Origin of the sequence: Trinickia sp. (assembly GCF_035492435.1) — a bacterium.
In the GTDB taxonomy this organism is placed as follows: Bacteria; Pseudomonadota; Gammaproteobacteria; order Burkholderiales; family Burkholderiaceae; genus Trinickia.
Genome location: NZ_DATJJF010000137.1, coordinates 1 through 3,710 on the forward strand (window position 1 = coordinate 1; position 3,710 = coordinate 3,710).

Consider the following 3,710-nt stretch of genomic DNA (forward strand, 5'->3'; position numbering starts at 1 on the left):
GGCACGTTGAACGACGATTCCCGGCAAGCTCATACCCAGGAAATAAATTGACTACGGTAACCCCCAAGCTGAACGAACCGATGGATGTCGCGTTGCGCCGCTTTCGACGCTCGATCGAGAGCACCGGCCTGATAAAGGAACTGCGGGCCAGAATGGCTTATGAAACACCGACTGCAAAACGCAAACGAAAGAAGGCCGCCGCTGTGAGCCGCCTCAGAAAGCAGATCAAACGGTCGTTGCCGCCGAGGAAGATGTACTGAGCGGCGGTTGTCCCGTTCGCTGTTCGATATCGGAGCCTCGTCGACAGATTCGGCGATTCGAGCGACAAACCTTGGGGCATGTGCGAATTCGCGCTCAACGGCCCCGACGGCCGGCGCACCCGCGCTCGCCTTATGCGGTCGCACGACATACGGCCGTCAGTGGGGAATCCGCTCGCCCGATCGTAGCGTCAAGACCTTCACGCCTTTCGGCATGACCGCTACGGTATGCTCGAACTGCGCGGACAGTTGCCCGTCCCGCGTGACGACCGTCCAACCGTCGTCTTCCGTCCGAACGGAATGTCTTCCTTGGTTGATCATCGGCTCGATGGTGAACACCATGCCTTCTTGCAATCGCAGGCCTGTGTTCGGCTTTCCCCAGTGCAATACCTGGGGATCTTCGTGCATTTCCCGACCGATACCGTGTCCGCAATACTCTCGTACGACCGAATAACCGTGTCTGCGTGCGTGCCGTTCGATGGCATGACCTACGTCGCCAAGCGTGGCGCCGGGGCGCACGGCCTTGATCCCTTTCCACATCGCTTCATAGGTCACTTGCACGAGCCGCTTCGCTAGCGGCGACACGTCGCCTACGAGGTAGGTCTTACTGGAATCGGCGATGTAGCCGTTCTTTTCCAGGGTGATGTCGAAATTGACGATATCGCCGTCTTGCAGGATTTCAGCGGCGGACGGAACACCATGACAGACAACGTTGTTGCGCGATGAATTGAGCGCGAAGGCAAAGCCGTACTGCCCTTTGCTTGCGGGCCGGGCGTTCAGTTCGGTCACGATGAAGCGATCGACCAGATCGTTGACCTGCAAGGTGGACATGCCGATCAGACTCATTTGGTCTAGATAGCCGAATACGCGAGCCAGCAACTGGCCCGACTCCGCCATCAATGCGATTTCTTCAGGGCGTTTCGTCATGCCAACGCCGCCTTGAAGGTTTTCGCCACGACGCCTGCCGCTTTCAGTTCGCGGGTAGCGATTTCGTTGAAGCTCAGCGTTGGATTCATTTCGCACAGCATGCCGATCCTGATCCAAAAGGCCGCTTGCGCATTGATCGACCGGCACGACACGGCGCTCGCCTTACGTATCTGGTCGTGCAAATCATCGTCGATGTTCACGATGCCCATGGCATCTCCTCCCACTCGGTATATGAAACGTATACGAATCATATAGTCGGTGGGGCGTGACGCCAAGTTTTTTCGAATTTCGGTTCGCCGGTCCGCGAATAACGGATGTGGAAGGTGAACCCTCAATAGACCGACGCCACACCTGGCGGCCGATTCTTGAACCGTCGGTGCACCCAATAATATTGATCGGGAAATTTGACGACCTGTTCCTCGAGGAACGCGTTCATGCGACGCGCGTCGATCTCGTCGCTCCCCGACGGGAAGTCTAGGAGCGGCTCGAAGATCGTCAACTTGTACCCTTCGTAATCGGGCAGCACCTCGGTCACGAATGGGACAACCCGTGCACCCCCCAGTCTCGCGAGACGCGAAACAGCCGTGAGCGTGCAGGCGGGAACACCGAAGAAAGGCACAAACACGGAGTTGTCCACGCCCTGATCCATATCCGCTGCGAGCATGACCGGTGTGCCGGAGCGCAGCAATCCGACGATCTTTCTGGCGCTTGTCGCGCGCTCGATCATATTTGCGCCGAATCGTCCACGTTGCCGTTTGGCCAGGTCGCACAGGCCTGTGCTTGACATCCGCGTGTACAGCGAGGCGACGGGAAAATACGTCGAGTAAAGCATGCAGCCGACCTCGATGCCCACGAAATGAAAGCCCATGAAAATGGTGGGCGGCGCATTGTCGGCATCGAGATCAATCTTGCTTTCGATCTGCACGATGTTTCGGATTGACTGCGCACTGCCGAACCACTGGATGCCCCGCTCGAGATAGCTGCGAACGACATGGCGAAAGTGAGCTCGTGCGAGTGTCTGAAGGTCGTTGTCGGTCTTCCCGGGGAAGCATAGACGCAAGTTCACCAGGACGATGTGCTTGCGGCGGCTCGGCAGCGCGTACAACACGGTGCCGATAGCCACGCCGAGCCGCGCGACGCATTTGTAAGGGAGTACGGAAAGCGTGCGGAGCAACGCGACGATGAGCGCAAGGCCGAGGCGTGCCAAAGAATGTCCCCTAGTGTGGTGCAAGCGGCGGAAAGCGAGGTCAAACGCCGGGCAGGCGATGTTCTGCTCGCGTGCTCCGTCGGCTTCGTTCCGCTCGAATATCAACCGTGGACTATTCAGTCCGGGCGACGTCCTGAGGTCGCTGAAACGACCTTACCGAGTGCCGGAGTATAACGGACGGGGAGGGTGAACGGGGCGTTCAGTTTTCAGCAGGCGCCGCGCTCGCCTGCGCGGCCTCCCGCAGTGCACCCAACGCTAGGCCGTCCTGCCTGAACAAATGCGCGTGCCTCACGGAAAATCCCACCTCGATGCGCTGCCCGTCGGCCGCGGCCGATTCGCCCGATCCTTTCACTTGAATCGTGCCGCCGCCCGCGAGCCCCACATGCGATAGCGTTTCGCCGCCTAAGTGTTCGACAACGATCACCTCGCCCGCGAAGCGTGCGTCGCAGCCGTCGGCGCCGTTCTCCATCAAATGCTCCGGACGCACGCCGAGCGTCAGCGTGTCGCCCGCTCGCACACCGTCGGATGCGCGAGGGACGCTGAGCGCCGCGCCGCCGGGCAGCGCGATCGTTACACCGGCGCCATCGGCCGCACTCACTTGCACATCGATGAAGTTCATCTTCGGCGACCCGATGAACCCGGCGACGAACCGGTTGCGCGGGTTCCGATACAACTCGAGCGGCGAGCCGATCTGCTCGACCGCCCCGTGATTGAGCACGACGATGCGATCGGCCATGGTCATCGCTTCCGTTTGATCGTGCGTCACGTAGATCATCGTCGCGTTCAACTGCTTGTGAAGCTTGATGAGTTCGAGCCGCATCTGCACGCGAAGCGCGGCATCGAGATTCGACAGCGGCTCGTCGAACAGAAACACCTTCGGCTTGCGCGTGATCGCCCGGCCGATTGCGACCCGCTGACGCTGACCGCCTGATAGTTGCTTCGGCTTGCGTTCGAGCAGGTGATCGATGTGCAGAATCTTCGCGGCATTGCGCACCGCCTGGTCGATCTCCGGCTTCTTCGCGCCGGCGAGCTTCAGACCGAACGCCATGTTGTCGTACAGCGTCATATGCGGATACAGCGCATATGACTGAAACACCATCGCAATGCCGCGCTTGGCCGGCGGCACGTCGTTCATCCGCATCGCGTCGATGCTCAGATCGCCGCTGCTGATGTCCTCAAGGCCGGCGATCATCCGCATCAGCGTCGACTTGCCGCAGCCGCTCGGGCCGACGAACACGACGAATTCGCCATCCGCGATATCGAGGTTGATGTTGCGCATCACTTCGTTGTCGTCGTAGCGCTTGCTGATGTTGCGCAAT

The 3,710-nt window shown here is 59.9% G+C and carries 5 protein-coding genes; 1 reads left to right on the forward strand and 4 read right to left on the reverse strand.

The genetic code is table 11. The features are described 5' to 3' along the window. The first annotated feature begins 80 nt into the window (after positions 1-80). Positions 81-260, forward strand: coding sequence for a 30S ribosomal protein S21 (gene rpsU, locus VL598_RS10575; RefSeq protein ID WP_414718695.1), 180 nt, complete (start codon positions 81-83; stop codon positions 258-260). Between the two features lie 156 nt (positions 261-416). On the opposite strand, the gene map is transcribed toward rpsU, so the two are convergent. From map to VL598_RS10595, 4 genes are all read right to left on the reverse strand, one after another. Then, positions 417-1,184: a type I methionyl aminopeptidase gene (map, locus tag VL598_RS10580; RefSeq protein WP_325326666.1), complete on the reverse strand. Its 768-nt coding sequence runs from the start codon at positions 1,182-1,184 to the stop codon at positions 417-419. Beyond that, positions 1,181-1,393, reverse strand: a complete 213-nt coding sequence (locus tag VL598_RS10585) for a ParD-like family protein (RefSeq protein WP_325326667.1) — start codon at positions 1,391-1,393, stop codon at positions 1,181-1,183. The genes map and VL598_RS10585 overlap by 4 nt, the downstream gene beginning before the upstream one ends. A gap of 122 nt (positions 1,394-1,515) precedes the next feature. Beyond that, a complete protein-coding gene (locus VL598_RS10590; RefSeq protein WP_325326668.1) occupies positions 1,516-2,391 on the reverse strand; it encodes a lipid A biosynthesis lauroyl acyltransferase in 876 nt (291 codons plus the stop codon). Positions 2,392-2,590: 199 nt separating this feature from the next. Next, positions 2,591-3,709 carry a sn-glycerol-3-phosphate ABC transporter ATP-binding protein UgpC gene (locus VL598_RS10595; RefSeq protein ID WP_325326669.1) on the reverse strand — a complete coding sequence of 373 codons (1,119 nt, stop codon included), beginning with the start codon at positions 3,707-3,709 and terminating at the stop codon, positions 2,591-2,593. Position 3,710 lies beyond the last annotated feature (1 nt).